Here is a 26,526-nt window from a genome sequence, read left to right on the forward strand (position 1 = left end):
CGATGCAGCTGACTCGTACGCACCGAATACTCATCGGTGTGGTGGTCGCCGGGGCCGTGGTCATCGCGGGGATCGGTTTCGCGGGATCGTACGCCGCGGTGCGCGCGTTGGCGTTGCAGAAGGGCTTCGGCAGCTTCTCGCTGGTGTTCCCGATAGGCATCGACATGGGCATCTGTGTCCTGTTGGCGCTGGATCTGCTGCTGACCTGGATCCGGATCCCGTTCCCGCTGCTGCGGCAGACGGCGTGGCTGCTGACGGCGGCGACGATCGCGTTCAACGGCGCGGCGGCCTGGCCGGACCCGCTGGGCGTGGGCATGCACGCGGTGATCCCGATCTTGTTCGTGGTCACGGTGGAGGCGGCGCGGCACGCGGTGGGGCGGATCGCGGACATCACCGCGGACCGGCACATGGAGGGCGTCCGCATCACGCGGTGGCTGCTCTCGCCGTTGCCGACGTTCAAGTTGTGGCGGCGGATGAAGCTGTGGGAGCTGCGCTCCTATGAGCAGGCGGTCGGTATGGAGCAGGACCGGCTGATCTACCAGGCGCGTCTCCAGGCGCGGTACGGGCGGGCGTGGCGCCGCAAGGCCCCGGTCGAGGCGTTGATGCCGTTGCGGCTGGCCCGGATCGGTGTGCCGTTGTCGCAGACGGCGCCGGAAGGCCTGGCGGCGGCGGGCATCGATCCCCTCCTGCTGCCTCCAGCCGCTGCCCTGGCCGGGCGTGACGAGGACGCGGACCAGCCCTCGGGCCTCCCCGCGGACCAGCCCGGCGCCCAGCCGGGCCAGCCCGACGGCCAGACCCAGCTCCTGGCCCAGCTCGCGCTGCTGGCCAGCGCCAAGGGCCAGCCCGATGCCCAGGGCCAAGCCCAGCTCGCGGAGCAGCTCGCGCTGCTGGCCGGTCGGGCCAACGGCCCGGCGCAGGAGCAGCTCCCCGGTCAGACGGCCGGCCAGGCCAACGGCCAGTTCCCGAGCCGGCTCCTGGGCCAGCCCGACGGCCCGGCGCAGGAGCAGCTCCCCGGTCAGACGGCCGGCCAGGCCAACGGCCAGTTCCCGAGCCGGCTTCTCGGCCAGCCCGACGGCCCGGCGCAGGAGCAGCTCCCCGGTCAGACGGCCGGCCAGGCCAACGGCCAGTTCCCGAGCCGGCTTCTCGGCCAGCCCGACGGCCAGGCGCAGGAGCAGCTTCCCGGGCAGACGGCCGGCCAGGCCAACGGCCAGGCGCAGGGGCAGCTTGCCGAGCAGTTGGCCGGGCAGGCGGCCGGTCAGGCCGCGGCGGCGGCGTTCGCCGTGGATCCGACCGCCATGCCCGCGGCGCACAACAGCGCCTGGTTCGCCGGTCCGCTGGCGCCGCAGGCCTCGTACGAGGGTGGTTACAACCCGCAGTACGTCGAGGGTCTGGAGCCGACGCCGGTGATGCCCCCGGCCGGGCCGGGTGAGGACCTTCCGCAGCAGGAGGCGGCGGACGCCGAGGCCGAGGCCGAGGCCGGGTTCGACGACGTCAAGTTCGCGGAGGCGGCGTACGAGGTGTTCCGCGCGTACCTCGACGAGCACTCGGACTTCCCGACCCCGGAGCAGGTGGACATACACCTCGCGGACCGGCACGGGATCGAGCACCCGCGCAGCTCGTCGATGATCCGGAAGCTGATGCCGGGGCTGAAGATGCGCTACCAGCGCGAGCTGGAGAGCGAGCACATCGCCTGACCGACTGGGCAGCGCAAAGGGCCCGCACCCCCCTCGGGGTGCGGGCCCTTGTGCGTATCGGCTCAGGCGGCCAGCAGCTTGCGCACGCGGTCGGCGCCGACCGCGAGCAGCAGGGTGGGCAGCCGGGGTCCGGTCTCGCGGGTGACGAGCAGGCGGTACAGCAGGGCGAAGAACGTCCGCTGCGCGACCTTGAGCTCCGGCGTGGGCTTGGCGTCGGGCTCCAGCCCGGCCATCACCTTCGGGACGCCGTAGACGAGGGTGGTGAGCCCGTCGAGCGACCAGTGCGAGTCGAGCCCGTCGACGAGCAGCCGCAGCGATTCGCGGCCTTCGGCGTCGAGCGAGGACAGCAGCTCGGTGTCGGCGTCTTCGCGCACGAGGGTGCGCTGGTCGGCCGGGACCTGGGTGGTGATCCAGTTCTCGGCGCGGTCGAGCCTCGGCCGGACCTCGTCGAGCGAGGTCAGCGGGGTGGTCGGGTCCAGGTCGGACAGGATGCGCAGGGTCTGCTCGTCGTGCCCGGCGGTGATGTCGACGACGGACGCGAGGGTCCGGTACGGCATCGGGCGGGGGGTGCGGGGCAGCTCGCCGGCGGCGGTCCGCACGGCGCGGGTGTGCGCGGCGGCGTCGGCGGGGAGCACCGAGCCGTCGGTGACCTTGGACTCCAGCTTGTCCCACTCGTCGTAGAGCCGCTGGATCTCCTGGTCGAACGCGATCTTGAAGGACTGGTTCGGGCGGCGGCGGGCGTAGAGCCAGCGCAGCAGCTGCGGTTCCATGATCTTCAGCGCGTCGGCCGGGGTCGGGACGCCGCCCTTGGAGGAGGACATCTTGGCCATGCCGCTGATGCCGACGAACGCGTACATCGGGCCGATCGGCTGTTCGCCGCCGAAGATGTGCACGATCTGCCCGCCGACCTGGAAGGACGATCCGGGCGAGGAGTGGTCGACGCCGGAGGGCTCGAAGATGACGCCCTCGAAGGCCCAGCGCATCGGCCAGTCGACCTTCCAGACCAGCTTGCCGCGGTTGAACTCGCTGAGCTTGACCGTCTCGGTGAACTGGTCCTCGGCGCAGACGTAGGTCAGCTCGGTCGTCTCGTCGTCGTACGAGGTGACGGTGGTGAAGTCCTTGCCGCAGGAGGCGCAGTAGGGCTTGTACGGGAAGTAGCCGCTCTCGGAGCTGCTGCCGTCGTCCTCGGCGGCGGCGCCGGAGCCTTCGGCGGCTTCCAGCTCGGCCTCGTCGACCTGCTTCTGCTGCGGCTTCTTGCCGCCCGGCTTCTGCTTGGTGCGGTACTGGTCGAGGATGGCGTCGATGTCGCCGCGGTGCTTCATCGCGAAGAGCACCTGCTCGCGGTACACGCCGCTGGTGTACTGCTCGGTCTGGCTGATGGGGTCGTATTCGACGCCCAGCTCGGCGAGCGCCTCGACCATGGCGGCCTTGAAGTGCTCGGCCCAGTTCGGGTACGCGGATCCGGCCGGTGCGGGCACGGCGGTCAGCGGCTTGCCGATGTGCTGCGCCCACGACTCGTCGATGCCGGGCACGCCCGCGGGCACCTTGCGGTAGCGGTCGTAGTCGTCCCACGAGATCAGGTGCCGGACCTCGATGCCGCGGCGGCGGATCTCGTCGGCGACCAGGTGCGGGGTCATGACCTCGCGGAGGTTGCCCAGGTGGATGGGGCCGGAGGGGGAGAGTCCGGACGCGACGACGACAGGTTTGCCGGGTGCTCGGCGCTCCGCCTCGGCGATGACCTCGTCCGCGAAACGGGAGACCCAGTCGGTCTCGGTGCTGCTCTGAGCCACGACACGTCCTTCTATCTCGAATGCTGGCTTCAGCCATTCTCCCAGACGTCGTGGGGCGCTCCGCGGTTGTTTTATGCCGCGAACCGGATGGCGCCCGCGTGGGATACTCGGCACTTGTCGGAACAACCAATCGTGGTACCCATCCCTCCCTCACAGGAACGGCAGCTCATGGCATCGGTCCCTTCCCTCGCTTCTTCCGTCAATCAGCGCGTCGCGGACGCCCTCGTCTCCGCCCTGCCGGAGGCCGGTGCCGCTGACCCGCTGCTGCGACGAAGCGACCGGGCCGACTTCCAGGCCAACGGCATCCTCGCGCTGGCGAAGAAGGCGAAGGCCAATCCGCGTGAGCTGGCGACGACCGTGGTCGGGGGCATCCCGACGGGCGGCGAGGGCGATGTGATCCGGGAGATCGAGGTCTCGGGCCCGGGCTTCCTCAACATCACGGTCTCGGACCGGGCGATCATCGAGACGCTGGCCGCGCGCGCCGGTGACGACCGGCTGGGTGTGCCGCTGAACCCCTCCGCCGGCACGACGGTGATCGACTACGCGCAGCCGAACGTCGCCAAGGAGATGCACGTCGGGCACCTGCGCTCGGCCGTGATCGGTGCCGCGATGGTCGAGATCCTGGAGTTCACGGGCGAGAAGGTGGTCCGTCGTCATCACATCGGCGACTGGGGCACCCAGTTCGGCATGCTCATCCAGTTCCTGATCGAGCACCCGCACGAGCTGGACCACAAGGCCGCCGGTGCCGAGGCGGACATCGAGGTCTCCGGTGAGGAGGCCATGTCCAACCTGAACCGTCTCTACAAGGCCTCGCGCGCGCTCTTCGACTCCGACGAGGAGTTCAAGACGCGGGCCCGGGCCCGGGTGGTGGACCTCCAGGCGGGGGACGCGGAGACCCTCGCCATGTGGCAGCGGTTCGTCGACGAGTCGAAGATCTACTTCTACTCGGTCTTCGACAAGCTGGACATGGACATCCAGGACGCGGACGTGGTCGGCGAGTCCGGCTACAACGACATGCTGACGGAGACCTGCAAGCTGCTGGAGGACTCGGGCGTCGCCGTCCGTTCCAACGGCGCGCTGTGCGTGTTCTTCGACGAGTACAAGGGGCCGGACGGCAACCCGACCCCGCTGATCGTCCAGAAGTCGGACGGCGGCTTCGGGTACGCGGCGACCGACCTGTCGGCGATCCGCGACCGCGTGGGCGGCCTGAAGGCCAGCACCCTCATCTACGTGGTGGACGCGCGCCAGTCGCTCCACTTCAAGATGGTCTTCGAGACGGCCCGCCGCGCCGGCTGGCTGAACGAGGACGTCCAGGCGGTGCAGCTGGCCTTCGGTACGGTCCTCGGCAAGGACGGCAAGCCGTTCAAGACCCGTGAGGGCGAGACGGTGCGGCTGGTGGACCTGCTGGACGAGGCCGTGGACCGGGCGACGGCCGTCGTGCGCGAGAAGGCGGAGAAGGTCGGCCTGTCGGAGGCGGAGATCGTCGAGAACGGCCGGTTCGTCGGCATCGGCGCCGTGAAGTACGCGGACCTCTCGACCTCGGCGGCCCGTGACTACAAGTTCGACCTGGACCAGATGGTCTCGCTGAACGGCGACACCTCCGTCTACCTCCAGTACGCGTACGCCCGCATCAGGTCGATCCTGCGCAAGGCGGCCGAGGCGGGTGACCGGACGCCGGTCGCGCACCCGGAGCTGGAGCTGGCGCCGGCCGAGCGCGCGCTGGGTCTGCACCTGGACCAGTTCGGCGAGCTGATCGCCGAGGCGGCCGCCGAGCACGCCCCGCACAAGCTGGCGGCGTACCTGTACCAGCTGTCCTCGCTGTTCACGACGTTCTACGACCAGTGCCCGGTCATCAAGCCGGAGCCGGAGCTGGTCGTCGGCGAGAACCGGCTGTTCCTGTGCGACCTGACGGCGCGGACGCTCACCAAGGGCATGTCCCTGCTGGGCATCCGGACGCCCGAGCGCCTCTGACGGCTCTCGCTCCGCCGGTGTGACGAGGCGCACAGGGAACGTTCTCCCTGTGCGCCTCCTCTTTTGGGTGTCGCGGCCGTCCACTCGGCCGCACCACCGAGGGGGGAGCGCTCATGGACGAGACAGCACGGCGGCGCCGTACGGGGGTCGTGGTGGCGGCGGTCCTGGCCGCCGACGGGCTCGCGCACCTGTACTGGGCCACCGGCCTGACCTGGCCCGCCGCGAGCGAGCGGGCGCTGTCGCTGGCGGTGATCGGCCTGGAGGTGTCCTTCGCGCCGCGCGTGGTGCTGCCGCTCGCGGCGCTGACCCTGACGGCCGCCGGCGCGGTCCTGGCGCACGCCCACGGCCGCGGCGGGCGTCCCGCGCGGCTGGTGACGGGGGCCGTCGCGGGCGGGCTGGTGGTGCGGGGCCTCGCGGGGCTGGGGTGGGCGGCCGGGCTCCTCGACAGCCCGGCCGGCCCGTTCCGGGCCCTCAACCTCGCCCTGTACACGCCCGTCTGCCTCGGTCTGGGCTGGGCGGCGGCCCGGCTGGCGCGCGTCCGGTGAGCCCGGTCGCCGGGGAGGACCGCGGGATCGCCCTCGCCCGGGCGGCCCGCGCCGGGAACACCCTCGCGATGCACGATCTGCTCGACCACCTCACCCCGTACATCGCCCGGATCTGCGTCCCGATCGCGCTGGCCGACGGCCCGGACGCCACGCAGGAGGCGCTGGTCGCCGTGTTCCGGGCGCTACGGGGCCTGCGCGAGCCGGAGGCCCTGTACGGCTGGGTGCGGGCGATCGCGGTCCGCGAGGCGGTACGGGTCGCCCGGCGCGCGGCGCGGGCGGTGCCGGCCGAGCTGGCCGACGTACCGGAGCGCGGGGATCCGCAGCTGGCGGCCGACATCGGCGACGTGCTGGCCCGGCTCTCCCCGGGGCACCGGGCCGTCCTGGTCCTGCGGGACGTCGAGGGCCTGGACGAGGAGGCCGCGGCGGCCGTCCTGGGCGTTCCGGCGGGCACCGCCAAATCCCGGCTGCACCGGGCCCGTTCGAGTTTCCGGAAGGCGTGGTTCTCATGACGGCGTACGCGAGTGGCGCGGCCGCGATCGACACGGTGGCCCGGCTGCGGGTCATGGCGGCCGGGGTGCGCGGGGCGCGGGTGGTCGAGCGGGTCGTTCCGGCGCCGGTGGAGCGGGTGTGGGCGCTCATGTCCGACCTGGAGGGAGAGTTCGGGCGCTTCCAGCCGGACATGCGGCGGGTCCGCGTCGTGCGGGTGGCCGGTGACCGCGTGGAGGCGGTGGCCCGCAGCCGGTGGGGGCTGCGGGCGCGTCTGCGCGGGGTGCTGCGGCCCGGCTGGTGCTGGCTGCAGAGCCGGTTCCTGATCATCGGCATGGCGGCCGCGCCGGAGCCGGGCGGCGGCACCCGTGTGGCCCTGACGGGCGGCGTCCGCGTCCCGGGCCGCGCGGCGGTCGTCCCGCTGGGCGCGGCGGCGGAACTCGCGGAGGCGATGGCCCGCCTGGAGGCCCGTCTGGGCTGAGCCTCAGGCGTCGAACTCGGACCACACCACCTTGCCGGGGGTGCGCGCGCCGACCCCCCACCGATCGGCGAGCGCCTCGACGAGGAACAGCCCGCGGCCGTGCTCGGCCGACGTGTTCCGGCCGGAGCGCCGGGGCCGTCCGGGGCCGCTGTCGTGGACCTCGACCCGTACGACGCCCTCGAAGCGGAGCAGCCGCAGCCGGTAGCCCCGGCCGGGCGGGACGCCCTGCAGCAGGGCGTTGGTGGTCAGTTCGCTCACGCAGAGCAACAGGTCGTCCCGGCGCGATGTCACACCCCACGCGTCAAGGGTCACATCGGTGAACTCCCTGGCAGAGCGCACCGTTTGAAGACTCCGCGGGTAGAACCGGTCCCGCATCAAGGCGGGTTGAATGTTCAGATTCACCTGACGATCGTCGCCGTCCGTGACTACCGTGTTGCACTACGGCAGTCCGTACCTCCCGCCCTGTACGGGTTGGGTACGGGTACTTCGCAGGCGCAGGTGGGGAGTTCTGGTTCATGCCACCAAGGAAGAGGGCGCGGCCCAACGCAAACGCGATGAGGATGGTCGGCGAGCAGGTCGCCGTCGGCCGAGTCGCCAAGGGACTGACACAGAGGGAACTCGGGAAGGAGGTGGGGCTCCAGGAGGAGAGCATCGCCTCAATCGAACAGGGCAGGCGTTCCCTGATGCCGGACGTGGCGGAGCTGATGGACCGGGTGCTGGGTCTGCCCGGGCTGCTCACGGTCGCCGCGCACAAGATGCCGCAGATGGACGTGATACCGCCGTGGGCGGAACCGCTGATGAAGCTGGAGAAGAAGGCCCAGGCCCTGTCCTCCTACGAAAATCAGGTCATCCCGGGGCTGCTCCAGACCGAGGCCTACGCGGAGGCGGTCTTCCGCAGCCGCATCCCGATCTACACCGAGGGCGAGATCGCCGATCAGATCGCCGCCCGCATCGAGCGGCAGGCGGTGCTCCGCCGGGAAAACCCGATGCTGGCCAGCTTCGTCATCTGGGAACCGGTCCTCCGGTGCCCGCTGGGCGGCCCGGAGGTCCTCCGGGAACAGCTGCGCCACCTGCTGGCGTGCTCACGACTGCCGGGCGTCATGATCCAGGTCCTGCTCGCGAGCGACGTGACCCATCCCGCGCTGGACGGCCCGTTCGTCCTGCTGGAAACCCAGAACCACGAGCACATCGCGTATGTCGAAAGCCAACGCGGCAGCCTGGTCGTCTCCGACCTCGACGAGGTCAGCATCATGGCGATGAGGTATGCAATGCTGCGGACTCAGGCCCTCAACCCCGATGACACCAGGGACCTGTTGACCAGGCTGCTAGGAGATACATGAGCACCGAACTCAAGTGGTTCAAGTCGAGCTACAGCGGCAGCGACGGCGGCAACTGCCTGGAAGCGGCCATCGTCTGGAGGAAGTCCAGCTACAGCGGTAGTGAGGGCGGCAACTGCGTCGAAATGGCCCCCTGCACGTCGGTGGACGAGGTGCACGTGCGGGACTCGAAGGTCCCGCACGGCCCCACGCTCACCCTCTCGCCCTCAACCTGGGCGGGTCTGACTCACTGGGTCAGCGGATAGGAGTTCCTGCCCGAGGCGTCGTCGATCTCGGCGTGCGCCTTCTGCAAGAGCTGCGACGCGAGATCCATCAGCGCCCGCGATCCCGCGATCTCCTCGCCGACCCGCAGCTGCTCCGGGTCGGTGGGGTGGCGCATGGCATAGCCGCGCGCCCTCATCTCGGAGCCGTCCCCGAGTCTGACCAGGGCAGCCGCGCTCGTGCGGTTGCCCTCCTCGGTGAATTCCAGCTCCACATGCCACCCGACCAGCGTCGGCATGGTGGATCACCTCCAGAGGTCGACCTCCATCCCTCCAGGGTGCTCCCGGCATGCGGCAGGGGCCAGTCGGCGGAACCCGTGGCCCGACGCGGTCAGCGCTCCCGGCGGAGCCAGCCCGCGACCTCGGTCGCCCAGTAGGTGAGGATCGTGTCCGCGCCCGCCCGCTTGATGCCGAGGAGGCTCTCCAGGATGGCGCGGTCGCGGTCGATCCAGCCCTTCTCGGCCGCCGCCTCGATCATCGCGAACTCGCCGCTGATCTGGTAGGCGGACACCGGTACGTCCACGGCCTGCGCGACCCGGTGGAGGATGTCCAGGTAGGGGCCGGCGGGCTTGACCATCACCATGTCGGCGCCCTCGTCCAGGTCCAGCGCCAGCTCCCGCAGGGACTCGCGGGCGTTCGCCGGGTCCTGCTGGTACGTCTTGCGGTCGCCCTGGAGCGAGGAGCCGACGGCCTCGCGGAAGGGGCCGTAGAAGGCGGAGGAGTACTTCGCGGTGTACGCGAGGATCGAGACGTCCTCGTGGCCGGTCTCGTCGAGGGCGTCGCGGATGACGCCGACCTGGCCGTCCATCATGCCGCTGGGGCCGACCACGTGGACGCCCGCGTCCGCCTGGACCTGGGCCATCTCCGCGTAGCGCTCCAGCGTGGCGTCGTTGTCGACGCGGCCGTTCTCGTCCAGGACGCCGCAGTGGCCGTGGTCGGTGTACTCGTCCAGGCACAGGTCCGACATGATGACGAGGTCGTCGCCGACCTCGGCCCTCACGTCGCGGATCGCGAGCTGGAGGATGCCGTCCGGCTCGGTGCCCGCCGTGCCCAGCGCGTCCTTGTTCTCGTCGGCCGGGACGCCGAAGAGCATGATGCCGGAGACGCCCGCCTCCACCGCCTCCACGGCGGCCTTCCGCAGCGTGTCCCGGGTGTGCTGGACCACGCCCGGCATCGCGGAGATGGCGGCGGGCTCGCTGATGCCCTCGCGCACGAACGCGGGGAGGATCAGGTCCGAGGGGTGCAGCCGGGTCTCCGCGACCATGCGCCGCATCGCCGGGGTGGTCCGCAGCCGGCGGGGCCGGGAGCCGGGGAAGGATCCGTACGCGCTCATACTCAGTCGCCTCTTCGAGCTTCGAGAACAGTCGGGAACCAGCGTAGGCCGTGTCCGGCGGGCCCCCGGCACGGGTCAGGGCCCGGACGCGCGGTGCGTCCGGGCCCTGATCAACTCCTGCCCACCGCTCAGGTGGTGCGGCGCCGGCGGGCGCCGGGGCGGCGCTCGCTCGGCCGGAACACCGTCTCGCCGGCCTCCTTGGCCGCCTCGCGGCGGGCCGCGCCGTACTCGGCCAGGGCCTCGGCCAGCTTGCCGACGCTCGGCTCGGGCGACAGGACGTCCACGCGCAGGCCGTGCTCCTCCGCCGTCTTCGCGGTCGCCGGGCCGATGCAGGCGATCACGGTGACGTTGTGCGGCTTGCCGGCGATGCCGACGAGGTTGCGCACGGTGGAGGACGAGGTGAAGAGAACGGCGTCGAAGCCGCCGCCCTTGATGGCCTCGCGGGTGTCCGCCGGCGGCGGAGAGGCGCGCACGGTGCGGTAGGCCGTGACGTCGTCGACCTCCCAGCCGAGCTCTATCAGGCCCGCGACCAGCGTCTCGGTCGCGATGTCGGCGCGCGGCAGGAAGACGCGGTCGATCGGGTCGAAGACCGGGTCGTAGGGCGGCCAGTCCTCCAGCAGCCCGGCGGCGGACTGCTCGCCGCTCGGCACCAGGTCCGGCTTGACGCCGAACTCGACGAGCGCGGCGGCGGTCTGCTCGCCCACGGCGGCGACCTTGATCCCGGCGAAGGCGCGGGCGTCGAGCCCGTACTCCTCGAACTTCTCGCGGACGGCCTTCACGGCGTTGACCGAGGTGAAGGCGATCCACTCGTAGCGTCCGGTGACGAGCCCCTTGACGGCCCGCTCCATCTGCTGCGGGGTGCGCGGCGGCTCCACGGCGATGGTCGGCACCTCGTGCGGCACCGCGCCGTACGAACGGAGCTGGTCGGAGAGCGAAGCGGCCTGCTCCTTGGTGCGCGGCACGAGCACCCGCCAGCCGAACAGCGGCTTCGACTCGAACCAGGCCAGCTCCTCGCGGCGCGCGGTGGCGCCGTGCTCACCGACCACGGCTATGACCGGGCGGGCGCCCTCGGGCGAGGGGAGGACCTTGCCCTGCTTGAACACCGTGGCGATGGTGCCGAGGGTCGCGCTCCAGGTGCGCTGGCGGGTCGTGGTGCCGCCCACGGTCACCGTCAGCTGGGTGTCGGGCTTGCGCCCGGCGCTGACCAGCTCGGCGGCGGCCGCCGACACCGTCTCCAGCGTCGCGGAGACGACGAGGACGCCGTCGCTGGCGCCGACCTCGCTCCAGCAGCGCGCCGAGGCGGTGCGGGCGTCGACGAAGCGGACGTCCGCGCCCTGTTCGCCGCGGAGCGGGACACCCGCGTAGGCGGGCACGCCGACGGCGGTCGCGACGCCGGGGACCACCTCGAAGGGGATGCCCGCGGTGGCGCAGGCGAGCATCTCCTGGGCCGCGTTGCCGTCGAGTCCGGGGTCTCCGGTGACGGCACGCACGACCCGCCTGCCGGAGCGCGCGGCCTCCATGACAAGATTGGCCGCGTCCCGGATCGCCGGGATACCGGCGGCTGCTGACGCTTCGTCAGCGATCGTCAGCTGCGGCGTGTCGACACCCGCGCGCGCATGCGTACGTACGACATCGAGCACCTCGGGCTCCGCGATCAGTACGTCCGCGGCCGTGAGCGCCTCGACGGCGCGCAGCGTGAGCAGACCCGGGTCGCCGGGGCCGGCACCGAGGAAGGTGACGTGTCCCTGGGCGGCGACGGCCGGAAGGGCGGAGGTGGTCGGACGTGAGGGGTTCAAAGCGATCGCTCCCCCATAAGACCGGCCGCGCCCTTGGCCAGCATCTCGTCCGCGAGTTCGCGGCCGAGCGCCATGGCGTCGTCGTACGACTGGGGCACGGGACCGGTGGTGGACAGCTGCACGAGCGTCGTGCCGTCGAGGGTGCCGACGACGCCGCGCAGGCGCATTTCATTGACAATCTGCCCGTCGGCCAGGAGGTCGGCGAGCGCGCCCACGGGGGCGCTGCAGCCGGCCTCCAGGGCGGCGAGCAGGGAACGCTCGGCGGTCACGGCGGCCCGGGTGTGCGGGTCGTCGAGTTCGGCGAGCGCGGCGATGAGCTCCGCGTCGGACGCGAGGCACTCCACGGCCAGGGCGCCCTGGCCGGGAGCCGGCAGCACACTGTCCACGGACAGGAAGTCGGTCGCCTCATCACTGCGGCCGATCCGGTTGAGGCCGGCGGCCGCGAGGACGACGGCGTCGAGCTCGCCGTTCCGTACGAAGCCGATCCGGGTGTCGACGTTGCCGCGGATGGCGACCGTCTCGATGCGCTTGCCGAGGGCGCGCGCGGCGTGGTTGAGCTGCGCCATGCGGCGCGGCGAACCGGTTCCGACGCGGGCGCCGTCGGGCAGCTGCTCGAAGGTCAGGCCGTCGCGGGCGACGAGCGCGTCGCGCGGGTCCTCGCGGGGCGGCATGGCCGCGATCACGAGGTCGTCGGGCTGGGTGGTCGGCAGGTCCTTCAGCGAGTGCACGGCGAAGTCGATCTCGCCGCGCAGCAGGGCGTCGCGCAGCGCCGTCACGAAGACGCCGGTGCCGCCGATCTGCGCGAGGTGCTCACGGGAGACGTCCCCGTACGTCGTGATCTCCACGAGCTCTACGGGGCGGCCGGTGATGGCCCGGACCGCGTCGGCGACATGGCCGGACTGGGACATGGCCAGCTTGCTGCGCCGCGTGCCGAGCCGCAGGGGCTGGTCGAGACGTGGATTCATGATGCCCGTCCTGAGTCGTCGTTCTGGTCTGCCGCGTCGGCCCGGCTGACGGAGGCCACCGTCTGCGGGTCGAGGTCGAAGAGTTCGCGCAGCGCCTCGGCGTACCCGGCGCCGCCGGGCTCGCTCGCGAGCTGCTTCACGCGCACGGTCGGCGCGTGGAGGAGTTTGTCCACGACGCGCCGCACGGTCTGAGTCACCTCGGCGCGCTGGCGCTCGTCGAGGTCGGGGACCCGGCCGTCGAGCCGGGCCACTTCCATGGCCACGACCTCGGCGGCCATGGCCCGCAGGGCCACGACGGTGGGCGTGATGTGCGCGGCCCGCTGCGCGGCGCCGAAGGCGGCCACTTCCTCGGTGACTATCCCACGTACGGCGTCCACATCGGCAGCCATGGGCGCGTCGGCGGAGGCCTCGGCGAGCGACTCGATGTCCACGAGCCGTACTCCGGGGATGCGGTGTACGGCGGCGTCGATGTCGCGGGGCATGGCCAGGTCGAGGAGGGCGAGCCGGACGGCGACGCCGTCGACCTGCGCCCGCACCCCGCGCCGGGGCTGGCGCTGCGCGGCGGCCTCGCCCTGGTCGGCCCAGGTGCCGTGCAGCTCCAGCGAACTGGCGTCCACTCCGGCGATCGCGGCCCGCCCGTCGCCGACGGGACAGCCGTCGCCCTCGGGCACGGCGGCCAGCACCCTCACGGCCCCGGCGTCGGCGAGCCGCCGCCGCCCGCCATCGGCGGCGGCCACGAGCCGCGCGACGACTCCGGCGTCGACCCCATCCAGCCCCGTCGGCGTCTGAGGCGCGGGGTCCGGGGCCGAGCCCCGGTCGTCCGGCCCCGCCGACGTGTGCGCGGCCGAGCCCCGGGACACGGCCGCGGCCACGTCGTCCGCGGTCAGCACGAGCCCGGTCGCACCGGTGCAGGAGACGACCACGTCAACACGTGTCAGCTCATCGGCGGCAGCCGACATGGCGACGGCCCGCGCCGCCACCCCGGTGCCCGAGGCAACCAGAATCTCGGCGAGCCGCTCCGCCCGCTCGGCGGTCCGGTTCGCCACCGCGATCTCGGCGAAGCCGACCCGCGCCAGGGTCGCCGCCGCCAGCGAGGACATCGACCCGGCTCCGAGCACCAGCGCCCGCTTGCCGACGGCCCACTCCCGCACCGGCAGGTGCACGGCCAGCTGCTCCAGGCCGAACGTGACCAGCGACTGCCCGGCCCGGTCGATCCCGGTCTCGGAGTGCGCCCGCTTGCCCACCCGCAGCGCCTGCTGGAACAGGTCGTTGATCAGCCGCCCGGCGGTGTGGAGCTCCTGCCCCAGCGCCAGCGCGTCCTTGATCTGACCGAGGATCTGGCCCTCGCCGACCACCATCGAGTCCAGCCCGCACGCCACCGAGAACAGGTGGTGCACCGCCCGGTCCTCGTAGTGCACGTACAGGTACGGAGTGAGCTCCTCCAGAGCCACCCCGCTGTGCTGCGCGAGCAGCGTCGACAGCTCGGACACGCCCGCGTGGAACTTGTCCACGTCGGCGTAGAGCTCGATCCGGTTGCACGTGGCGAGCACCGTCGCCTCGGCCGCGGGCTCCGCGGCCAGCGTGTCGTGCAGCAGCTTCGCCTTGGCGTCGGCGTTCAGGGAGGCCCGCTCCAGCACGCTGACCGGCGCGCTGCGATGGCTCAGCCCCACGACGAGCAGACTCATGCCGGCATCACCGCCGGGACGTCACCGTCGGGGCCGCCCTTGCGCGCGGCGGCAGCGGCGGCGCGGCCGGCCGGCGGCATCAGGGCGGCGGCCGGGGCCGCACCCGTCCCGGCTCCGGCCCCGTCGGGGGCGCCGGCGCCCGCGTCGGGGGCCCCGTCGGCGTCGGCGTCGGCGGAACCGGCGGCCGCCGCTTCCTCGCCCGCCTTGCGCTGCTCATGGAAGGCCAGGATCTGGAGCTCGATCGACAGGTCGACCTTGCGCACGTCCACGCCGTCGGGCACGGACAGCACGGTCGGCGCGAAGTTCAGGATGGAGGTGACGCCCGCCGCGATCAGCCGCTCGCTGACCTGCTGGGCCGCGCCCGCGGGGGTCGCGATCACGCCGATCGAGACGCCGTTCTCCGAGATGATCTTCTCCAGATCATCGGTGTGCTGCACGGGCATGCCGGCGACCGGCTTCCCGGCCATCGCCGGATCGGCGTCGATGAGCGCCGCGACGCGGAATCCGCGCGCGGAGAAGCCGCCGTAGTTGGCGAGGGCCGCGCCGAGGTTGCCGATGCCGACGATGACGACGGGCCAGTCCTGGGTCAGGCCCAGTTCGCGGGAGATCTGGTAGACGAGGTACTCGACGTCGTAGCCGACGCCGCGCGTCCCGTAGGAACCGAGGTAGGAGAAGTCCTTGCGCAGCTTCGCGGAGTTGACTCCGGCGGCGGCCGCGAGCTCCTCGGAGGACACCGTGGGCACCGATCGCTCGGAGAGCGCGGTGAGGGCGCGCAGGTACAGCGGAAGCCGGGCGACCGTGGCCTCGGGGATACCTCGGCTGCGGGTCGCCGGTCGGTGAGTTCGGCCAGTTGCCACGATGCTCCTGCGGGATGAGCGGGGCTGCAGGCGGTCACTTGTCCCAAGACCGCCCCGTCGGAAGCAGGCTATGTCTTTGTGAACGCGTGCACAAAGATTGTGTCCGCTTTGTCCGAGCAAAGTGACCGGGGTCACGCGACCCGGGCGCGCGGGGGCGGAACCGGGAACGGGCCGAACCCGTTCAAATCCGGATGGGGGCAAAACCGTACACACTCCTCATCGATACGCCCCCGAGTCCCCATAAATCGCCCATGATGGTAACCGCCCGCGCGGTCAGGCTCCCAATGCCCGGCGCAGGCGCTCAGGGTTCACCCGCCAGAAGGTGTGCTGTTCACCATCGACCAGGACCACCGGGATCTGTTCCCAGTGCAGCCGGTAGAGCTCCTCGTCCTCGGAGATGTCCTTCTTCTCCCACCGCGCGCCCGTCTCGGCGCACACCTTCTCGATCACTTCCTGGGCGTCATCGCACAGATGGCACCCCGGCTTCCCGATGAGCGTGACCACCCGCTCCTCGGGGCGCTTCTTTTCCTTACGACGCAGCAAAGGGCTCATGGCCCCCATTCTCCCGCGCCGTCCGTAACACCCCCGCCCCGCAGAGTTCACGCCTCCGCATCCCATCGGTTCGGGAACTCCCGAACACAGTGGCTATGCTCGCGTCATGGCCGCTCTGGGATGGCTCACCCCCCGTAGGCGCTCCGCGACAGCGCGGAGCGTGCTGGCAGGCGAGGCCTCGGCCGAGGCCGCCCGCAAGTCCGCTCTGACCGGTGCGCCGGATCCGGAAATCGACGAGGACGACGAGAACGTCCAGGTCAACACGGCGCAGGCGGAGCCCGAACCGGCCGCCGAGGCCGCCCCTGACCCCTTCCCCGTCGCCGGGGACGATCTGGCCGCCGCCTTCTTCGACCTCGACAACACCGTCATGCAGGGCGCCGCGATTTTCCACTTCGGACGCGGCCTCTACAAGCGCGAGTTCTTCCAGCGGCGCGAGCTCGCCCGCTTCGCCTGGCAGCAGGCCTGGTTCCGGTTGGCCGGAGTCGAGGACCCCGAGCACATGCAGGACGCCCGCGACAGCGCCCTGTCCATCGTCAAGGGCCACCGGGTCTGTGAACTCATGGCCATCGGCGAGGAGATCTACGACGAGTACATGGCCGAGCGGATCTGGCCGGGCACCCGCGCCCTGGCCCAGGCCCACCTCGACGCCGGCCAGAAGGTGTGGCTGGTGACGGCCGCCCCCGTCGAGACCGCCACGATCATCGCCCGCCGCCTCGGCCTGACCGGGGCCCTGGGCACCGTCGCCGAGTCCGTGGACGGCGTCTACACCGGCCGGCTCGTCGGCGAACCGCTGCACGGCCCCGCGAAGGCGGAGGCCGTCCGCGCGCTGGCCGCCGCCGAGGGCCTCGATCTCGAACGCTGCGCCGCCTACAGCGATTCGCACAACGACATCCCGATGCTGTCGCTCGTCGGACACCCGTACGCGATCAATCCCGACACAAAACTGCGCAAGCATGCCAGGGCCAACGACTGGCGGCTGCGCGACTACCGGACCGGCCGCAAGGCCGTGAAGGTCGGCGTCCCGGCGGCCGCCGGCGTCGGCGCGATCGCGGGCGGCGCCGCCGCCGCCATCGCCCTGCACCGCCGCCGCAAGTAACCCCGCGGGCCCCGCCCTCAGGCCGCCGCCTGCGCCGGAGCCCCGCGCGCCCCGCGGCCCGCTCCCGGGCGCCTCCCGGCCCGCCGCCCCGGCGGCGATCTCCCCACCTCCGCCCGCGCCTTCGGCGCGGCGCTCCGGCATGCCCCACTCGGTCGCGAGCCACCTTGGAAGCGTCCATTCCGCGCATCCAACCGATCAAGAACCGATCACCAATTGCGTCTGAATATGCCCTCGACACGCAACAGAAGTGTCGGAAGCGGTGATTTGAGCAACTGGGTGTAGCACTGCCTGTACGAAGCGTTATTCTCCTCAAACGCATGCCACCGGCCATCTGTCGCCACGACGGGTGAACGGTCCCGCACTGCACGTGATGGAAGCTCTGCCTCTGGGAGTCCCGTGTACCCACCTGTCGGGGTTGACGCCTCGGGCCTGGCTACGCTGCGCGCGACGGTCCTCGACCACCTGCGCGGCTTCGTCCCCACCGCGTACGCCGTCCCCGCCCTCGCCGCCGCGGTCCCTGCCGGCCTCGGCCCGGCCGGTCCCTGCTATGCCCTGACGGATGGCGGAGCGACCGTGGGCAGACGCGGTCGCTCCGCCGGCAACGCGGGCGGCGGTGCCACCGGCACGAGCGCCCCCACCGCCCGCCGCCCCACCGCGGACAGCGACCAGGCCCGCATGATGGACCTGGTCGAACGCGCCCAGGCCGGAGAGGCGGATGCCTTCGGCCGGCTCTACGACCAGTACAGCGACACCGTCTACCGGTACATCTACTACCGCGTGGGCGGCAAGGCGACCGCGGAGGACCTCACCAGCGAGACGTTCCTGCGCGCCCTGCGCCGCATCTCCACCTTCACCTGGCAGGGCCGGGACTTCGGCGCCTGGCTCGTGACGATCGCGCGCAACCTGGTCGCGGACCACTTCAAGTCGAGCCGCTTCCGCCTGGAAGTGACGACCGGCGAAATGCTGGACGCCAACGAGGTGGAACGGTCCCCCGAGGACTCCGTCCTGGAGTCCCTCTCCAACGCGGCCCTGCTGGAGGCCGTACGGAAACTCAACCCTCAGCAGCAGGAGTGCGTGACCCTGCGCTTCCTCCAGGGCCTCTCGGTCGCCGAGACCGCCCGCGTGATGGGGAAGAACGAGGGCGCCATCAAGACGCTCCAGTACCGGGCGGTGCGCACCCTGGCCCGCCTGCTCCCCGACGACGCGCGCTGACGGGGACGACGCGCGCCGACGGGTGGCGCTCCCGCGCCGAAGCCCACACCCATGCCTACACGACAAAACGACCTGACTCTGATGACGCTGTGGTCCGATCATCCTTCGTCCGTAACCCAAGTGCCGCGCCGCTCGTTGTGCGGAATGCAGGCTCCCTGTGGACACGCCCTGCCCGAAGCCGCTCACCCGAAAGTGTGGATGTGCTCAAGGAAGGCAACCTTCCGGACACCTTGGGGAGTCGATCGTCATGACGAGAGGAGGTGCCGCCAGTGATCGCGAACGTGACTCCGCACCGGCGGGCGAACGCCTTCGCCCAGGCCCTGGAGGATCGGAACCCATCCGATCCTTCGGAACCGGACCCGGCGGCCGAGCAGTCCGAGGCACCTGCCGAACCTGCTGACCACAACCGGTTGTTGGCCCTGGCGAGCGTGCTCGGCGAACGAATGCCGCGCCCGGAGCTGGACCCCGAGGTCAAAGTGGTGCAGCGAGCCCAGCTCGTTGCCGCCATGGAGGCCATGGTGATGGAGGAGAGGGCCGGGGGCGGTGCCGCCCCGGACCCTCTGGTGCCCGAGCAGCGGACCGGCCGCGGCGCCCACCGGGCGACCTCGCTCCGGAAATTGCGGCCCCGCTCCCGCTGGTCCAAGGGCATCGCAGCGGGCGGCCTCACGGTCGGTGTGGCCGCGGGGGCTTTCAGCGGAGTGGCCGCTGCCAGTACGGACGCCCTGCCGGGTGACTCCCTGTACCCCGTCAAGCGGGGCATGGAGGATCTCAAGCTCGGGATGGCCGACGACGATTCGGACCGGGGCGAGCTCTACCTCGACCAGGCCTCGCACCGTCTGTCGGAAGCCCGCAGGCTGATGGAGCGCGGCCGTACGGGCGTCCTGGACCACGAGTCCCTGGGCGAGATCCGCCGAGCGCTGGCGGGCATGAGACACGACGCCTCGGAGGGCCACCGGCTCCTCCAGGCGGCGTACGAGCGGGACGGCTCGCTGGGCCCGATCCAGACGCTGTCCTCTTTCTCCCGCTCGCACCGCGACGCGTGGGGCAGGCTCCGCGAGAAGCTCCCGCCGCAGCTGGGTGACGTGGGCGGAGAGGTCGAGTCGGTCTTCCAGGCCATAGACGAGGACGTGGCGCCGCTGCAGAGCATGCTCCCCAAGCCACCGGAGCAGCCCCGCGGCGGAACCGGGGCGACCTCGGCCAAGCCGAGCGCGCCCGCCGGGAAGCAGCAGCCCGCCGCCTCCCCCGGCACCCCGTCGGCCGGCGGACACCCCGCCAGCCCGGCGGCGCCGTCGGGGAGCACCACCAGCAAGCCCCCGGCCTCCGGCGGCCTCCTGGGCGGTACGGGTGACCTCCTGAACCCGCCCGGGGGTCACTCCCCCGTTCCCTCGGCGGCCACCCCGGAGCTCCCCAAGCCGGACATCACGCTCCCGCCCCTGCTCCCGGGTCTCCTCCCGGGCCTGGGCCTGAGCGCGGAGGACGCGGCGGAGTAGCCCGGCACCCGAACGCCGGCGAGGCTGGATCATCCCGCCTCGCCGGCGTTCGTGGCGCCCGGCCGGAAGGCGTCCGGTCAGAAGAAGACCGACCGCCGCTGCACGAGCAGCCGGTACAGGGTGTGCTGGATCTGCTCCCGCACCTGGTCGGTGAGGTTGAACATCAGCATCGGATCCTCCGCCGCCTCCGGCGGATACCCGTCCGTGGGGATCGGCTCCCCGAACTGGATCGTCCACTTCGTCGGCAGCGGCACCGCCCCGAGCGGCCCCAGCCAGGGGAACGTCGGCGTGATCGGGAAGTACGGGATCCCCAGCAGCCGCGCGAGCGTCTTCGCGTTGCCGACCATCGGGTAGATCTCCTCCGCCCCCACGATCGAGCACGGCACGATCGGCGTCCCCGCCCGCAGCGCCGTCGACACGAAGCCGCCCCGCCCGAACCGCTGGAGCTTGTACCGGTCTCCGAACGGCTTCCCTATCCCCTTGAAGCCCTCCGGCATGACACCGACCAGCTCCCCGGCCTCCAGCAGCCGCTGCGCGTCCTCCGCGCACGCCAGGGTGTGCCCGGCCTTGCGCGCCAGCTCGTTGACCACCGGCAGCATGAACACCAGGTCCGCCGCCAGCAGCCGAAGGTGGCGCCGCGCCGGATGGTGGTCGTGCACCGCGACCTGCATCATCAGGCCGTCCAGGGGCAGCGTCCCCGAGTGGTTCGCCACGATCAGCGCCCCACCCTCCTTCGGGATGTTCTCGACGCCCTTGACCTCGACCCGGAAGTACTTGTCGTACAGCGGCCGCAGCAGGGACATCAGGACCTGGTCCGTCAGTTCCTCGTCGTAGCCGAAGTCGTCGACCTCGTAGTCCCCGGTGACCCGCCGCCGCAGGAACGCCAGCCCGCCGGCGATCCGCCGGTCCCAGCTGCCGCCGCCCGGCCCGGTGCCCGCCTCCGCGCCCGGCGCGGGCAGCGGGGCCACCGCCTCCGGCTCCGTCGCCGCGGCGACCCGCACCCGGCGCGGCGGGCGCCTCCTCGGCCGGTCCTCGTCGAACGGAATGACCTTGGCGTCCGCCACTATCGCTGCGCTCCCTCAACCGTAGGCCCGGCACTCGTCAGATCCGCGTTCAGCATCCCCGCCACCCGGTCCACCGCCCGCCCCGCCCGCTCCGGCGGCAGCAGCCCGTTCCCCCGGCTCCGGGCGAAGTCGAGGAAGGTCTCGGCGGTGGTGTACATCGGCTTGAACCCCAGGGTGTCCCGCATCTGGGTGGTCTCCACGACCCGCCCATGGGTCAGCAGCCTGATCTGCTCGGGCGAGAAGTCCGTGACCCCCACCGTCCGCAGCGCGGCCCCCACCCATGTCACCGCGGGCAGCAGCAGCGGCACCGTGGGCCGCCCCAGCCGCCGCGAGCACTGCGACAGCAGCATCACGCCGTCGCCCGCGATGTTGAAGGTACCGCTGTTGAGCGTCCCGCGCCGGGGCTCGCGCGCCGCCAGCCCCAGGACGTCCAGTACGTCGTCCTCGTGGACGAACTGGAGCCGCGGGTCGTAACCCAGCACCGTCGGCATCACCGGCATCGAGAAGTACTCGGCGAGCGCCGAGTCGGCGTAGGGGCCCAGGATGTTCGCGAAGCGCAGCACGCACACCGCCACATCGGGCCGCCGGCGCGCGAAGCCCCGTACGTAGCCCTCGACCTCGGCGGCGTCCTTGGCGAACCCGCCCGACGGCAGCGATTTGGGCTGGGTGCTCTCGGTGAAGACGGCGGGGTCCCGCGAGGTGCCCCCGTACACGCTGGTACTGGACTTCACCACGAGCCGGCGCACCGTCGGGGACTTCTGGCAGGCCCCGAGGAGCTGCATCGTCCCGATGACGTTTGTTTCCTTGACGGCGCTGCGGCCGGCGCCCGGCACCGCCGTGCCTCCGGTGACCGCCAGATGGACCACCGTGTCCACGGCGTGCTCGGCGAGCACGCGGACGATCGCCGACTGCCTGATGTCCGTACGGACGAACTCGGCCGATCCGAGCCGGTGTGTCGGGGTCACCGCGTCCACCGCGATCACCCGCTCCACATCCGGGTCGCGCTGGATACGGCGCACGAAGCGGCCTCCCAGCTGCCGGGCAGCCCCGGTGACGAGCACGACCTTCCCCACGAGTTCAGCGCCTCCCTCGAAGAAGTCCCCCGGTTACACCGCAGCCCCTCCACCAGGATGGTGGAGGGGCTGCGGAGAACACGTACAGCTGCCGTTTACTTCTTGTTACGGCGCTGGACGCGGGTGCGCTTGAGCAGCTTGCGGTGCTTCTTCTTAGCCATCCGCTTGCGCCGCTTCTTGATAACAGAGCCCACGACTACCCTCGCTCACTTCTCTTCACTCGGTGCGGGGCGTCTGGGCCCACACGACCTACGTCGGCCTAGCCTACCCGCCCGAGCTCTGAGCTTGTAATCCGAGGGCGATCGCGGGGACCCGAGGCGTCCCCCTCAGGCCGACTCCACCCCCACATAGGACTCTCGAAGGTACTCGTGGACCGCGTTTTCGGGGACCCGGAAGGACCGGCCCACCCGGATTGCGGGCAGATGACCGTTGTGCACCAGGCGGTACACGGTCATCTTCGACACTCGCATCACCGAGGCGACCTCCGCCACGGTCAGGAACTGAACCTCACTGAGAGGCCTCTCGCCAGCAGCCATGACACACCTTGACCTTCCGCGCATGACGGGCACCGGCTTCCCCTCCGGTTACTCCTCGTCGTCGCACGCTCACTCCCCAGAGTAGGGGCGTGTGATACGAGTGGGGAAGAGGAGCTACAGCCACTCCTGACCCGGCGGAAGACTGGCTCGATGGAGTACCCAGCGCAAGAGCGGTCGGTAGTAGTCCGAGCGCACCGCGTCATCAAGCGGAACCGCCACCGAGACGCGCCCCTCGGCCTCCCCGACGAACAGCGCAGGATCATCCGTGTCCGCCAGCCCGATGGCGTCCACACCGAGCTGACCTGCACCGCAGACCCATCCGTGATCTCCGACCACCAGCTCCGGCAGCGGCCCGCCGGCCTCCGCCAGCGCCCCGAGCGCGATCCGAACCGGCAGCGGCGAATGGGTGTGCGCGCCGGTCGCACTCCCCGGCTCCCGCACGCCGGGTTCTCGCACCAGTGCGACCCCCCGTACGTAATCGATGCGGTGCGGGCGTACGCCGAACCGGGTCGCCATGTCGACACCGACCCCCTGCGCCGGGGTGAGGACAACACAGCCCGCCGCCGACAGCGCCTGCGCCAAACTGACGTAGAACCCCAGGAGCCGGTGCGGATGCCCCGTCCCGAACAGCAGGGGCGACCGCGCCAGGACCGCCTCCCGCAGCCGTTCCGCGAACGCCTCCAGGGCCGCGACCGTCCGCTCCGGATCGATCACGTCCGGGCCGCTGACGTGCGAAGGGTCCGCGGAGACCCCGCATTTGTCCGCCATCAGCCGCAGTAAGTCACCCTCGCCCCAGCGCCACTCGGGATCCAGCCCCAGCAGCACCCGGGGATCGCGCGCCGCGAACAGGCGGTAACTGCGCAGGCTCTCCTCCCGCGAGGTCGCCACGGGCCCGGCCAACCGGGCGGCCAGCAGATGCGCGCGCAGCGCTGCGGTGCTCAACATCCGTCCGATGCTGCCGCACCGCATCCGGCGGATCCTCAATTCCGGCGAACAGCCCCACAGTTGGCGTAACGATGCGGCAGCGCGCTACGTGAGCAGGCCGCGCAGCGGGAACACCGCCCGCCGGGTCGCGAGAACGGCCTGATCCGTCCGGTCCGCCGGGTCGTATCCCGCCTCCCAGTCCCGCCACACGGGATTGCGCCCGTCCGTCATCCGGGCCGGCGCGGGCTGCCGGGTCCGCGCGTACACCTCGTCCCGCCACGCGTCCGGCACCGTCGCCGCCGGATCCACCGGCCGGTGCGCCGCGATCCCCACCAGATGCGTCCACGAGCGCGGTACGACGTCCACCACCGAGTAGCCGCCGCCGCCCAGCGCCAGCCAGCGCCCGCCCGCGTGCTCGTGCGCCAGCCGGTGACAGGCCTCCTGGACGGCCCGCTGGGCGTCCAGCGACACCGCCAGGTGGGCCAGCGGGTCCTCGAAGTGCGTATCGGCCCCGTGCTGCGTCACCAGCACCTGCGGCCGGAAGTCCGCCAGCAGCTCCGGCACCGTCGCGTGGAACGCCCGCAGCCACCCCTCGTCGCCGGTCCCGGCGGGCAGCGCCACGTTCACCGCGGAGCCCTCGGCCGCCGGACCGCCCGTCTCCTCGGGCCAGCCCGTCTGCGGGAACAGCGTCCGGGGGTGCTCGTGCAGGGAGACCGTCAGCACCCGCGGGTCGTCCCAGAACGCCGCCTGCACCCCGTCACCGTGGTGCACGTCCACATCCACGTACGCGACCCGCTCGGCCCCCAGCTCCAGCAGCCGCGCGATCGCGAGCGCCGCGTCGTTGTACACGCAGAACCCCGCCGCGCCCCCGGGCATCGCGTGGTGCAGCCCGCCCGCGAAGTTCACCGCGTGCTCGGCCTCCCCGTGCCAGAGCGCCTCCGCGCCCGCCACCGACTGCCCCGCGATCAGCGCGGACGCCTCGTGCATGCCGTGGAACGCCGGATCGTCCATGGTGCCGAGCCCGTACGAACCGTCGGCCACCCCGGGATCCGCCGACACCTCCCGCACGGCCGCCACGTAGTCCTCGCGGTGGACGAGCCGCAGCGTCGACTCCCCCGCCTCCGGAGCCGCCCGCACCTCCATCTCCCGGTCCAGCCCGAAGGCGCGCACCAGGCCCATGGTCAGCGCCAGGCGCACCGGGTCCATCGGATGGCTCGGCCCGAAGTCATACCTCGTTACCGCCTCGTCCCACATCAACAGCCCGGTCACCGGCTCGCCGCTCATGCCGGACACCGTATCGGGCGCCCTGCGCACCGAACGAGCGGGCGTACAGGAGCGTCACCAGCACCAGTCCCATCGGCACGAGCATCGCGCCCCGGTAGCTCCAGGCGTCCCCGATGCCGCCGACGAGCGGCGACCCGATCAGGAACCCGACGTAGTTGAAGATGTTCAGCCGCGCGATCGCCGTGTCCGAGGCACCGGGGAAGAGCCGGCCGGCCGCCGCGAAGGTCTGCGGCACGATCACGCACAGCCCGATCCCCAGCAGCGTGAACCCGAGCATCCCCACCCACGCCCCGGGCGCGGCGGCCACCACCGCGAACCCGCCCGCGGCGACCACCGTCCCGGCCCGCACCACCGCGACCGCGCCGAACCGCCGCACGCCCACGTCACCGGCGGCCCGCCCGATCAGCGTCGTCACCATGTACACGTTGTAGGGGACCGTCGCCAGCTGCTCCGAGCCCCCCAGCACGTCCTGGAGGTACTTGGCGCTCCAGTTCGAGACCGTCGAGTCCCCGATGTACGCGCACGCCATCACCAGGCACAGCGGCAGCAGCAGCTTGAACCCGCCGGCGCCCAGCCCCTTCTCGGGGACCACTTCCGCCCCGCCCTGGTGGCCGACGTAGAACCGGCTCCCGTAGAACACCAGCGGCAGCAGCACCGCCACCGCCGGGAAGTACCCCGTGAGCAGCGACAGGTGCCAGTGCGCCCCCGCCCAGGCCGCGGACGCCCCGACGATCCCGCCGAGGCTGTACGCGGCGTGGAAGCCCAGCATGATGCTGCGCCCGTACGCCCGCTGGAGACTGACGCCGAGCATGTTCATGGACGCGTCCAGCGCGCCCACCGACAGCCCGAACGCCGCCAGGGCCACCGCCACGTGCCACAGCTGGGTACCGGCCCCGACGCCCAGCAGCGAGAGCAGCACCAGCGGCTGGGCCCACCGCAGTACGAGGGCGGGCGGGACCCGCTTCACCAGGTGCTCGGTGGCCACGCTCGCGACCCCCGCGAGGACCGGGACGGCGGCGAGGAAGGCGGGCAGCAGCCCGTCGGATATCCCGTACCGGTCCTGGATGGCCGGGATCCGGGTCACGAGCAGGGCGAAGGTCACGCCCTGTGCGAAGAAAGCGAACCCCAGGGACCCTCGCCCACGGCGGAGCCGCGCATCAGCTGTCATGGCGGCTCAGCGTAGGCCCGGCGGCTACCCGTGGGTAGAGAGATCACACGGCAATGTGCGGTGCGCTCAGGCCTCCAGGCCGAGCAGCCCGATCAGCTGCTTCATGTCCCCGAAGTACCCGGTGGCCCCGGGGAGCCGCTCGGCCGACATCATCCCGGTGAACGCGAACACGTCCATCCCGGCGGCGACGGCGGCCTCCACCCCGAGCGGGCTGTCCTCGACGACGACGCACCGCGCGGGCAGCACGCCCATCTGGTCCGCCGCGTGCAGGTACAGGTCCGGGGCGGGCTTCCCCTTCCCGACGTCATCCGCGCTGTAGAGCCACTCCTCCTCGAACCACCCGTCGATCCCGGCCGCCCGGTGCCCGACACGGATCCGCTCGTGGCTCCCGGAGGAAGCGAGGCAGTACGCCACTCCCTGCGCGGTCAGCGCCCCGAGCACCTCCTCCACCCCGGGCACGGGCTTCAGCTCGCGCTCGAACGCGGCGAACGTCCGCGCGTGGAGGGTCTCGTCGAAATCGTCCGGCAGCCGCGCCCCGCTCCGCTCGAAGACGACATCGTGCACCCGGTGCACGGCGGCTCCCATGTAGTCGCGGAGCGAGTCGTCGTAGGAGGTGGGGTGCCCCAGCTCGCTCAGATACCCGGCGAGGATCCCGTTGGCGAGTGGCTCGCTGTCCACCAGCACGCCGTCGTTGTCGAAGATGACGAGGTCGTAGCCCATGTCCCAACACTACGAGCAGACAGTGCGCGTCAACCCGGACCCCATGCCGGGCATCCGCAGGACAAACGCACGATCTCAGCCCCCCAGCCCACCCAGCGCCGCCCCGGCACGAGCGCCGGCCCGGGCGTGGCGCGGGTCGCCGGCCGGCCCCTAAACGCAGAAAAGCCCCGCACCAGTTACCTGGTGCGGGGCTTCCCACAATGATTG

27 protein-coding genes are annotated in these 26,526 nt (G+C 71.8%); 10 read left to right on the forward strand and 17 right to left on the reverse strand.

Going from position 1 to position 26,526, the window contains the following annotated elements:
* Positions 1 to 2: 2 nt before the first annotated feature.
* Positions 3 to 1,694, forward strand: a complete 1,692-nt coding sequence (locus tag IE248_RS05400) for a DUF2637 domain-containing protein (RefSeq protein ID WP_373301466.1) — start codon at positions 3 to 5, stop codon at positions 1,692 to 1,694.
* A gap of 62 nt (positions 1,695 to 1,756) precedes the next feature.
* On the opposite strand, the gene lysS is transcribed toward IE248_RS05400, so the two are convergent.
* Complete coding sequence (lysS, locus tag IE248_RS05405; RefSeq protein WP_190030036.1) at positions 1,757 to 3,484, reverse strand: lysine--tRNA ligase; 1,728 nt, start codon at positions 3,482 to 3,484, stop codon at positions 1,757 to 1,759.
* Between the two features lie 168 nt (positions 3,485 to 3,652).
* Between lysS and argS the strand changes: the two genes are divergently transcribed.
* From argS to IE248_RS05425, 4 genes are all read left to right on the forward strand, one after another.
* Positions 3,653 to 5,455 carry an arginine--tRNA ligase gene (gene argS / locus IE248_RS05410; RefSeq protein WP_190030037.1) on the forward strand — a complete coding sequence of 601 codons (1,803 nt, stop codon included), beginning with the start codon at positions 3,653 to 3,655 and terminating at the stop codon, positions 5,453 to 5,455.
* A 113-nt stretch (positions 5,456 to 5,568) separates the two neighbouring features.
* Positions 5,569 to 6,000, forward strand: coding sequence for a DUF3995 domain-containing protein (locus IE248_RS05415; protein WP_190030038.1), 432 nt, complete (start codon positions 5,569 to 5,571; stop codon positions 5,998 to 6,000).
* Positions 5,997 to 6,509 carry an RNA polymerase sigma factor gene (locus IE248_RS05420; protein ID WP_008738545.1) on the forward strand — a complete coding sequence of 171 codons (513 nt, stop codon included), beginning with the start codon at positions 5,997 to 5,999 and terminating at the stop codon, positions 6,507 to 6,509. Before IE248_RS05415 ends, IE248_RS05420 begins: the two co-directional genes overlap by 4 nt.
* Positions 6,506 to 6,967 (forward strand): hypothetical protein, encoded by a 462-nt coding sequence (locus tag IE248_RS05425; RefSeq protein ID WP_078489011.1) that lies wholly within the window; start codon positions 6,506 to 6,508, stop codon positions 6,965 to 6,967. The genes IE248_RS05420 and IE248_RS05425 overlap by 4 nt, the downstream gene beginning before the upstream one ends.
* A gap of 3 nt (positions 6,968 to 6,970) precedes the next feature.
* Here the strand turns inward: IE248_RS05425 and IE248_RS05430 are convergent, their stop codons facing one another.
* Positions 6,971 to 7,342 (reverse strand): ATP-binding protein, encoded by a 372-nt coding sequence (locus IE248_RS05430; RefSeq protein ID WP_190030087.1) that lies wholly within the window; start codon positions 7,340 to 7,342, stop codon positions 6,971 to 6,973.
* 179 nt (positions 7,343 to 7,521) lie between these two features.
* Here IE248_RS05430 and IE248_RS05435 point away from each other — a divergent pair, with 179 nt between their 5' ends.
* Positions 7,522 to 8,307 (forward strand): helix-turn-helix domain-containing protein, encoded by a 786-nt coding sequence (locus IE248_RS05435; RefSeq protein ID WP_229895127.1) that lies wholly within the window; start codon positions 7,522 to 7,524, stop codon positions 8,305 to 8,307.
* Positions 8,304 to 8,549: a DUF397 domain-containing protein gene (locus tag IE248_RS05440; protein WP_190030040.1), complete on the forward strand. Its 246-nt coding sequence runs from the start codon at positions 8,304 to 8,306 to the stop codon at positions 8,547 to 8,549. Before IE248_RS05435 ends, IE248_RS05440 begins: the two co-directional genes overlap by 4 nt.
* On the opposite strand, the gene IE248_RS05445 is transcribed toward IE248_RS05440, so the two are convergent.
* The 7 genes from IE248_RS05445 to IE248_RS05475 form a co-directional block, all read right to left on the reverse strand.
* Positions 8,531 to 8,803 carry a DUF1876 domain-containing protein gene (locus IE248_RS05445; RefSeq protein ID WP_073794533.1) on the reverse strand — a complete coding sequence of 91 codons (273 nt, stop codon included), beginning with the start codon at positions 8,801 to 8,803 and terminating at the stop codon, positions 8,531 to 8,533. The two genes, IE248_RS05440 and IE248_RS05445, sit on opposite strands and share 19 nt — an antisense overlap.
* Before the next feature lie 92 nt (positions 8,804 to 8,895).
* Complete coding sequence (gene hemB / locus IE248_RS05450) at positions 8,896 to 9,897, reverse strand: porphobilinogen synthase (protein ID WP_073773877.1); 1,002 nt, start codon at positions 9,895 to 9,897, stop codon at positions 8,896 to 8,898.
* 128 nt (positions 9,898 to 10,025) lie between these two features.
* Positions 10,026 to 11,693: a bifunctional uroporphyrinogen-III C-methyltransferase/uroporphyrinogen-III synthase gene (locus tag IE248_RS05455; protein ID WP_008738557.1), complete on the reverse strand. Its 1,668-nt coding sequence runs from the start codon at positions 11,691 to 11,693 to the stop codon at positions 10,026 to 10,028.
* A complete protein-coding gene (hemC, locus tag IE248_RS05460) occupies positions 11,690 to 12,658 on the reverse strand; it encodes a hydroxymethylbilane synthase (RefSeq protein ID WP_008738559.1) in 969 nt (322 codons plus the stop codon). Before hemC ends, IE248_RS05455 begins: the two co-directional genes overlap by 4 nt.
* Positions 12,655 to 14,343, reverse strand: a complete 1,689-nt coding sequence (locus IE248_RS05465) for a glutamyl-tRNA reductase (RefSeq protein ID WP_124289173.1) — start codon at positions 14,341 to 14,343, stop codon at positions 12,655 to 12,657. The genes hemC and IE248_RS05465 overlap by 4 nt, the downstream gene beginning before the upstream one ends.
* Complete coding sequence (locus IE248_RS05470; protein ID WP_100581817.1) at positions 14,340 to 15,200, reverse strand: redox-sensing transcriptional repressor Rex; 861 nt, start codon at positions 15,198 to 15,200, stop codon at positions 14,340 to 14,342. Before IE248_RS05470 ends, IE248_RS05465 begins: the two co-directional genes overlap by 4 nt.
* 273 nt (positions 15,201 to 15,473) lie before the next feature.
* Entirely contained in the window at positions 15,474 to 15,752 is a 279-nt protein-coding gene (locus IE248_RS05475; protein ID WP_047961083.1) for a glutaredoxin family protein, read from the reverse strand.
* A 106-nt stretch (positions 15,753 to 15,858) separates the two neighbouring features.
* Between IE248_RS05475 and IE248_RS05480 the strand changes: the two genes are divergently transcribed.
* From IE248_RS05480 to IE248_RS05490, 3 genes are all read left to right on the forward strand, one after another.
* Positions 15,859 to 16,848, forward strand: coding sequence for an HAD family hydrolase (locus tag IE248_RS05480; RefSeq protein ID WP_073794529.1), 990 nt, complete (start codon positions 15,859 to 15,861; stop codon positions 16,846 to 16,848).
* Between the two features lie 396 nt (positions 16,849 to 17,244).
* On the forward strand, positions 17,245 to 18,060 hold the full coding sequence (locus IE248_RS05485) for an ECF subfamily RNA polymerase sigma factor, BldN family (RefSeq protein ID WP_008738564.1): 816 nt from the start codon (positions 17,245 to 17,247) through the stop codon (positions 18,058 to 18,060).
* 269 nt (positions 18,061 to 18,329) lie between these two features.
* Entirely contained in the window at positions 18,330 to 19,550 is a 1,221-nt protein-coding gene (locus IE248_RS05490) for a DUF5667 domain-containing protein (RefSeq protein WP_073794527.1), read from the forward strand.
* A gap of 77 nt (positions 19,551 to 19,627) precedes the next feature.
* Here IE248_RS05490 and IE248_RS05495 read toward each other — a convergent pair whose 3' ends face one another.
* The 8 genes from IE248_RS05495 to IE248_RS05530 all read right to left on the reverse strand — a co-directional run bounded on the left by IE248_RS05495 (position 19,628) and on the right by IE248_RS05530 (position 26,319).
* A complete protein-coding gene (locus IE248_RS05495; protein ID WP_008738566.1) occupies positions 19,628 to 20,614 on the reverse strand; it encodes a lysophospholipid acyltransferase family protein in 987 nt (328 codons plus the stop codon).
* Positions 20,614 to 21,687, reverse strand: a complete 1,074-nt coding sequence (locus tag IE248_RS05500) for an NAD-dependent epimerase/dehydratase family protein (RefSeq protein WP_073773886.1) — start codon at positions 21,685 to 21,687, stop codon at positions 20,614 to 20,616. Before IE248_RS05500 ends, IE248_RS05495 begins: the two co-directional genes overlap by 1 nt.
* A gap of 95 nt (positions 21,688 to 21,782) precedes the next feature.
* Positions 21,783 to 21,881, reverse strand: a complete 99-nt coding sequence (locus IE248_RS05505; RefSeq protein ID WP_003948845.1) for a 30S ribosomal protein bS22 — start codon at positions 21,879 to 21,881, stop codon at positions 21,783 to 21,785.
* Positions 21,882 to 22,013: 132 nt separating this feature from the next.
* Positions 22,014 to 22,223 carry a helix-turn-helix domain-containing protein gene (locus IE248_RS05510; protein WP_008738568.1) on the reverse strand — a complete coding sequence of 70 codons (210 nt, stop codon included), beginning with the start codon at positions 22,221 to 22,223 and terminating at the stop codon, positions 22,014 to 22,016.
* Between the two features lie 114 nt (positions 22,224 to 22,337).
* Positions 22,338 to 23,168 carry a phosphatase gene (locus IE248_RS05515; protein ID WP_100581978.1) on the reverse strand — a complete coding sequence of 277 codons (831 nt, stop codon included), beginning with the start codon at positions 23,166 to 23,168 and terminating at the stop codon, positions 22,338 to 22,340.
* 84 nt (positions 23,169 to 23,252) lie between these two features.
* A complete protein-coding gene (locus tag IE248_RS05520) occupies positions 23,253 to 24,401 on the reverse strand; it encodes an acetoin utilization protein AcuC (protein WP_073773917.1) in 1,149 nt (382 codons plus the stop codon).
* Complete coding sequence (locus tag IE248_RS05525; protein WP_190030041.1) at positions 24,373 to 25,599, reverse strand: MFS transporter; 1,227 nt, start codon at positions 25,597 to 25,599, stop codon at positions 24,373 to 24,375. Before IE248_RS05525 ends, IE248_RS05520 begins: the two co-directional genes overlap by 29 nt.
* Positions 25,600 to 25,665: 66 nt before the next feature.
* Positions 25,666 to 26,319, reverse strand: a complete 654-nt coding sequence (locus IE248_RS05530; protein WP_008738572.1) for an HAD family hydrolase — start codon at positions 26,317 to 26,319, stop codon at positions 25,666 to 25,668.
* Between the last annotated feature and the right edge of the window lie 207 nt (positions 26,320 to 26,526).

Source organism: Streptomyces goshikiensis (genome assembly GCF_014650555.1).
Taxonomy (GTDB): Bacteria; Actinomycetota; Actinomycetes; order Streptomycetales; family Streptomycetaceae; genus Streptomyces; species Streptomyces goshikiensis.

Coding starts and splice junctions, on each gene's coding strand:
- hemB (WP_073773877.1), bottom strand. CDS start 9,897: ATGAGCGCGTACGGATCCTTCCCCGGCTCCCGGCCCCGCCGGCTGCGG.
- IE248_RS05530 (WP_008738572.1), bottom strand. CDS start 26,319: ATGGGCTACGACCTCGTCATCTTCGACAACGACGGCGTGCTGGTGGAC.
- IE248_RS05425 (WP_078489011.1), top strand. CDS start 6,506: ATGACGGCGTACGCGAGTGGCGCGGCCGCGATCGACACGGTGGCCCGG.
- hemC (WP_008738559.1), bottom strand. CDS start 12,658: ATGAATCCACGTCTCGACCAGCCCCTGCGGCTCGGCACGCGGCGCAGC.
- IE248_RS05440 (WP_190030040.1), top strand. CDS start 8,304: ATGAGCACCGAACTCAAGTGGTTCAAGTCGAGCTACAGCGGCAGCGAC.
- IE248_RS05515 (WP_100581978.1), bottom strand. CDS start 23,168: ATGTTGAGCACCGCAGCGCTGCGCGCGCATCTGCTGGCCGCCCGGTTG.
- IE248_RS05480 (WP_073794529.1), top strand. CDS start 15,859: ATGGCCGCTCTGGGATGGCTCACCCCCCGTAGGCGCTCCGCGACAGCG.
- IE248_RS05525 (WP_190030041.1), bottom strand. CDS start 25,599: ATGACAGCTGATGCGCGGCTCCGCCGTGGGCGAGGGTCCCTGGGGTTC.
- IE248_RS05475 (WP_047961083.1), bottom strand. CDS start 15,752: ATGAGCCCTTTGCTGCGTCGTAAGGAAAAGAAGCGCCCCGAGGAGCGG.
- IE248_RS05445 (WP_073794533.1), bottom strand. CDS start 8,803: ATGCCGACGCTGGTCGGGTGGCATGTGGAGCTGGAATTCACCGAGGAG.
- IE248_RS05465 (WP_124289173.1), bottom strand. CDS start 14,343: ATGAGTCTGCTCGTCGTGGGGCTGAGCCATCGCAGCGCGCCGGTCAGC.
- IE248_RS05400 (WP_373301466.1), top strand. CDS start 3: ATGCAGCTGACTCGTACGCACCGAATACTCATCGGTGTGGTGGTCGCC.
- argS (WP_190030037.1), top strand. CDS start 3,653: ATGGCATCGGTCCCTTCCCTCGCTTCTTCCGTCAATCAGCGCGTCGCG.
- IE248_RS05415 (WP_190030038.1), top strand. CDS start 5,569: ATGGACGAGACAGCACGGCGGCGCCGTACGGGGGTCGTGGTGGCGGCG.
- IE248_RS05435 (WP_229895127.1), top strand. CDS start 7,522: ATGAGGATGGTCGGCGAGCAGGTCGCCGTCGGCCGAGTCGCCAAGGGA.
- IE248_RS05520 (WP_073773917.1), bottom strand. CDS start 24,401: ATGTGGGACGAGGCGGTAACGAGGTATGACTTCGGGCCGAGCCATCCG.
- IE248_RS05430 (WP_190030087.1), bottom strand. CDS start 7,342: ATGCGGGACCGGTTCTACCCGCGGAGTCTTCAAACGGTGCGCTCTGCC.
- IE248_RS05510 (WP_008738568.1), bottom strand. CDS start 22,223: ATGGCTGCTGGCGAGAGGCCTCTCAGTGAGGTTCAGTTCCTGACCGTG.